Here is a 5,457-nt window from a genome sequence, read left to right as displayed (position 1 = left end):
TTTCTAAATCCTGGATGGTTAAAGACATCGCCATTCTCCTTGGATATCCGAATCGTAGACCTAATCCATAGCATCATTCTGAAAATTACCTGTTCCACAAATTACCATTCTGTTTATTTCTCCAATTTAATCAAATACCGGAGGCCATAATTCAGAAATGGCTAATTCCCAACCGGGAAATAATTCTGGAATAGTGAGGATATCTTCATTATTAAATACTGTTGGTTCTCCACTCGATCTATAGACAGTAACTGTCAGTTTATCTGGGTCAATCAGTATTCCTATCCTCGCGCCTAGTTCGAGAAACATTTGAATTTTTTCTGTAATTTTTTTAACTCTATCTGTCCGGGATTTAATCTCTACAACCAAGTCAGGAACTAGCTCACCAAAAGCACGAGGACTTTGCCGCAATCTTTCGGCACAAACGAAAGAGATATCTGGAGCGCGTAAGTCTTGATTTGAGAGGATAAAACCACCGCTGGAATCAAATACTCGCCCTAATTTTCTTGGTTCAATCCAGGCGAACAAAAAGGAAATCAACCGAGCGGTAATCTCGCTTGATACGATATCTGATGGCCCCATGATAACAATGTTTCCCTCTTGCAACTCTATTTGATAGTCTTCATATTCTGGTGAAAGTTGCGCTTGGAATTTTTCTAAATCCTGGATGGTTAAAGACATCGCCATTCTCCTTGGATATCCGAATCGTAGACCTAATCCATAGCATCATTCTGAAAATTACCTGTTCCACAAATTACCATTCTGTTTATTTCTCCAATTTAATCAAATACCGGAGGCCATAATTCAGAAATGGCTAATTCCCAACCGGGAAATAATTCTGGAATAGTGAGGATATCTTCATTATTAAATACTGTTGGTTCGCCACTCGCTCGATAGACGGTAACTGTCAGTTTATCCGGGTCAATCAGTATTCCTATCCTCGCGCCTAGTTCGAGAAACATTTGAATTTTTTCTGTAATTTTTTTAACTCTATCTGTCCGGGATTTAATCTCTACAACCAAGTCGGGAACTAGCTCACCAAAAGCACGAGGACTTTGCCGCAATCTTTCTGCACAAACGAAAGAGATATCTGGAGCGCGTAAGTCTTGATTTGAGAGGATAAAACCACCGCTGGAATCAAATACTCGCCCCAGATTGCGGGGGACAACCCAATTCATCAATAACCAGCCAAAGCGTATCCCAATTTCGCTTGATACGATATCTGATGGCCCCATGATAACAATGCGTCCCTCTTGCAACTCTATTTGATAGTCTTCATATTCTGGTGAAAGTTGCGCTTGGAATTTTTCTAAATCCTGGATGGTTAAAGACATCGCCATTCTCCTTGGATATCCGAATCGTAGACCTAATCCATAGCATCATCATTCTGAAAATTACCTGTTCCACAAGTTCCCATTCTGTTTATTTCTCCAATTTAATCAAATACCGGAGGCCATAATTCAGAAATACTCAATTCCCAACCGGGAAATAATTCTGGAATAGTGAGGATATCTTCATTATTAAATATTGTTGGTTCGCTACCAGATCGATAGACGGTAACTGTCAGCTTATCTGGGTCAATCAGTATTCCTATCCTCGCGCCTAGTTCGAGAAACATTTGAATTTTTTCTGTAATTTTTTTAACTCTATCTGTCCGGGATTTAATCTCTACAACCAAGTCAGGAACTAACTCACCAAAAGCACGAGGACTTTGCCGCAATCTTTCTGCACAAACGAAAGAGATATCTGGAGCGCGTAAGTCTTGATTTGAGAGGATAAAACCACCGCTGGAATCAAATAGTCGGCCTAGTTTTCTTGGTTCAATCCAAGCAAACAAAAAAGCGCTCAAACGAATACCAATCTCACTAGATACGATATCTGATGGCCCCATGATAACAATGTTTCCCTCTTGCAACTCTATTTGATAGTCTTCATATTCTGGTGAAAGTTGCGCTTGGAATTTTTCCAAATCCCGGACAGTTAAAGACATCGCAATTCTCCTTGGATATCCGAACATAAGGCTATCCTATCCCGAATAACTTATCTGCCCCACTGGAAGATAGCTGCACCCCAAGTTAAACCAGCACCAAAACCGGCGGCGGCGATCGTATCACCGGGTTTAATTTTGCCTTGACGAACGACTTCATCTAGAGCGATAGGAATAGAAGCGGCAGAGGTATTGCCATAATTAGCGAGATTGCTAATCACTTTCTCCGCAGGAATATGGAGGCGATCGGCTACAGCATCCAGAATGCGTTGATTAGCTTGATGTAAAAGGAGCCAGTCTACTTGGTCAACGGTGATATTTGCCCGAAATAAAGCTTTTTGAATGACTTCTGGGACTTTTTTAACGGCAAAGCGATAGACTTCTTGGCCGTTCATAGTGATGGGCTGATAACCGCCTTGGCCGATCGTAACTCCCTCTATCAGTTCTTTGGGCGAACCCTGATAGTTCAAATTGAGGCAGTTATTTTGGGTGCCATCGCTCCTGATTTCAAATCCCAGAAAGCGATCGCATTTTGAAGCCTGCATCACTATTGCCCCAGCGCCATCACCAAATAGTATGCAGGTACGGCGATCGGACCAATCTACCCAGCGAGACAGAATATCAGCACCGATCAGCAAAACATTGCGGTAGACGCCAGTGCGGATAAACTGCGCCGCCGTCACCATCCCAAAGACGAAACCAGAGCAAGCAGCAGTGAGGTCAAATGCCACTGCTTGCTTTGCTCCCAGTTGGGCCTGAATTTGACTGGCGCTGCCAAAAAGGTCATCTGCGGTAGAAGTGGCGAGAATAATCAGATCCAAATCAAGAGCAGAAATTCCCGCCATTGCGATCGCTTCTTTAGCAGCGGCGGTAGCAAATCCGCTCAGAGAGTCGGATGCCCCCGCCAGATGCCGCTGACGAATCCCAGTTCTTGTCGCGATCCACTCATCCGATGTTTCCACCAGTTGAGCGAGACCCTGATTATCGAGGTAAGCCGTCGGTGTCGCCGCACCGCTGCCAGTAATGGCAATACCTAACCCTGATTCTTGCAACATTACTCGACCTCAGCCGCCGGTGCAGCGGTTTTATGATAACTAGACTGAATGCGTTCCAGTACCTGATTATCGATCGCTTCTTTAGCCAAGCGAATCGCATTAAAAATCGAAGGAGCTTGAGAACTGCCGTGGCTGATAATGCAAACTCCAGCAACGCCCAAAAGCAAACCGCCTCCGTGTTCTGCGTGGTCTATACGCTGCTTAATCCGCTTCAGGTTTGGTTTGAGCAAAGCCGTGCCCAACTGTCCCTGCAATCCTTGAGGCAACTCCTCCTTGAGGATTTGCAGCACTATCTCACCCACCGCTTCGGCAAATTTCAACAAGACATTGCCCACAAAGCCATCGCAAACGATGACATCATAGCGACCGGAGAGAACATCCCGGCCTTCTGCATTGCCTATAAAAGAAACTTTCCCATTATCTTGCAGCATCTGGTGAGTGCGGATTGCCAAGTCGTTACCTTTGGAAGGTTCCTCGCCGATATTGAGTAATCCCACTTTCGGCTCCGGCACTCCCAGCACATACTGGCTGTAAATCGCCCCCATGACGGCAAACTGCTCCAAAAACTTGGGACGGCAGTCCACATTTGCGCCAACATCCAGCAGCAGCACCCACTTGCCAGCGAGCATCGTCGGAAAAACCGCGCCAATTGCTGGGCGATCGATCCCCCGCAGTCTCCCCAACCGCAGCAGCGCAGCTGCCATTGCAGCTCCAGAGTGTCCGGCAGAAACCACTGCATCAGCCCGTTTTTGCTTCACCAAATCCATAGCGACGTTGATAGAAGCTTTAGGCTTGCGTTTTAAACCACTTAAGGGCTCCTCGTGCATTTCAATTGTGCCTTCAGCAGGCACAATTTCTAGAGGAAAAGAATTTGTGTGTTGCCCCAGAACAGCTTCGATTTGAGGCTTATCCCCCACCAGCAACACTTCCACGCCCAATTCTTCCCTTGCCCTGAGTGCCCCAGCGACGATTTCGGCGGGAGCGTGATCCCCACCCATCGCGTCAATTGCAATCCGTGCGCGAGTCGATCCCATTGATCAATGTGATAGAAACCTCAAAAATTCTACCAGATGCCTCCCATCCAATAATCACGCGACTTAGGTATTTACACAATTGGCTCCAGGGGCCCCAAAAGTCAAAAGTCACTCATTCAAAAGTCAAAAAGGGGAAGAGTGGGGGAGTGGGGGAGTGGGGGAGAAAAGCTCTTTTACTAGCGGAGTTAGTCGTATCTTGTACTGTGAGCGATCGACTATACTTCGCACGGCCATAAATGGGCGAAGCATTCCGTGAATAATTTGTTGGTTGAAACCAAAGATCTTGGACGGAATGCTTCGCCCCTACAGGGATAAAAAAAGCTCGGTCTGTGACCGAGCTGAGTATAAACCGGGTTTTGAGGCGCAAAGAATGGATATTATTACTCACTGGGATTGCGATCGGCGATTGGGAAAAAAGTCAAAAGTTGGGTCTTACAAATATAGCAACTTTAGGGCGGTTAGGGCATCCTAAAACGCCAGAACCAATTCACAGCAAGCATTTCACTTTTGACTTTTGACTTTTGACTTTTGACTTTTGCTATAGTACTTTTACCCAGTCCCCCAGTCCTCCAGTCCCCGATTGAATGTAAAGCAGAGAAAAAAATGCTGGAATTATTTAGCACTGGGTTAATGTCTGTATGGCTGAATATGGCAGGAATGCGCCGCTCCGAGCAAGATGCCTTTGAGGCACTCACATCGCCTGGTACGTCTGCATTTGTGCTGCCAGCTGCTCCAGAACCGGAAGCGGCAACTACGTTGGGGCAATATCTGAAGGAACTGTCTCAAAAAGGTTCGGTAACGAATGTTCAGGGGGTGTGGATTCAGTCGGGGCCAGCGCTGCTGTCCAGTAACCAGGGTACTGTGCCGCTGCCAGCTGCCTCTTTGACGAAGATTGCCACATCTTTAGCATCACTCTCTACCTGGACTCCTTCACACCAGTTTGAGACGGTTTTTAGCGCCACAGGGCTGATAAAAAATGGTGTGTTGCAGGGTGATTTGGTGGTCACCGCCAGTGGCGATCCGTTATTCGTTTGGGAAGAAGCGATCGCAGTTGGCAACGCGCTGGGCCGTATGGGTATCAAGCGCGTTACTGGCAATTTGGTGATTAAGGGCAATTTTTATATGAATTACAACTCTAATCCAGCTCTGGCGGGTCAGATGCTCAAACAAACATTAAACGCCCGCACTTGGTCGAAGGATACTAGCTTCCGATATTATTTGTCGATGCCCAAGGGTACGCCAAAACCCCAAATAGCGATCGCCGGTGGTGTGAAGGTCGATCGCTCCCTTAATCAAGGGGGGAATCGGGTGTGGTCAAAACCCGTTGGTGATGTAGGGGACAAGGAGGACAAGGGGGACAAGGGGGACAAGGGGGACAAGG

The 5,457-nt window shown here is 46.5% G+C and carries 7 protein-coding genes; 2 read left to right on the top strand and 5 right to left on the bottom strand.

Going from position 1 to position 5,457, the window contains the following annotated elements; translation table 11 throughout:
- Positions 1-126: 126 nt before the first annotated feature.
- The 5 genes from LAY57_RS34825 to plsX form a co-directional block, all read right to left on the bottom strand.
- The gene (locus tag LAY57_RS34825) at positions 127-681 is read right to left on the bottom strand and encodes a Uma2 family endonuclease (RefSeq protein ID WP_249071937.1); all 555 of its coding nucleotides are present in this window, start codon (positions 679-681) and stop codon (positions 127-129) included.
- A gap of 98 nt (positions 682-779) precedes the next feature.
- Complete coding sequence (locus LAY57_RS34820) at positions 780-1,334, bottom strand: Uma2 family endonuclease (protein WP_249071935.1); 555 nt, start codon at positions 1,332-1,334, stop codon at positions 780-782.
- 101 nt (positions 1,335-1,435) lie between these two features.
- Positions 1,436-1,990 (bottom strand): Uma2 family endonuclease, encoded by a 555-nt coding sequence (locus tag LAY57_RS34815; RefSeq protein ID WP_249071933.1) that lies wholly within the window; start codon positions 1,988-1,990, stop codon positions 1,436-1,438.
- 50 nt (positions 1,991-2,040) lie between these two features.
- Positions 2,041-3,042 carry a beta-ketoacyl-ACP synthase 3 gene (locus tag LAY57_RS34810; protein ID WP_249071931.1) on the bottom strand — a complete coding sequence of 334 codons (1,002 nt, stop codon included), beginning with the start codon at positions 3,040-3,042 and terminating at the stop codon, positions 2,041-2,043.
- Positions 3,042-4,076, bottom strand: coding sequence for a phosphate acyltransferase PlsX (gene plsX, locus LAY57_RS34805; RefSeq protein WP_249071929.1), 1,035 nt, complete (start codon positions 4,074-4,076; stop codon positions 3,042-3,044). Before plsX ends, LAY57_RS34810 begins: the two co-directional genes overlap by 1 nt.
- 329 nt (positions 4,077-4,405) lie before the next feature.
- Here plsX and LAY57_RS34800 point away from each other — a divergent pair, with 329 nt between their 5' ends.
- Both LAY57_RS34800 and LAY57_RS34795 read left to right on the top strand, forming a co-directional pair.
- Positions 4,406-4,594 (top strand): hypothetical protein, encoded by a 189-nt coding sequence (locus LAY57_RS34800; protein WP_249071927.1) that lies wholly within the window; start codon positions 4,406-4,408, stop codon positions 4,592-4,594.
- Between the two features lie 85 nt (positions 4,595-4,679).
- Positions 4,680-5,457 (top strand): D-alanyl-D-alanine carboxypeptidase (locus LAY57_RS34795; RefSeq protein ID WP_249071925.1); only part of this gene is annotated, 778 nt, incomplete at its 3' end.

This window comes from Argonema antarcticum A004/B2, from assembly GCF_023333585.1.
Taxonomy (GTDB): domain Bacteria; phylum Cyanobacteriota; class Cyanobacteriia; order Cyanobacteriales; family Aerosakkonemataceae; genus Argonema; species Argonema antarcticum.
The sequence above is the reverse complement of the archived record's forward strand: the minus strand, read 5'-3'. Positions and strand labels throughout refer to the sequence as shown.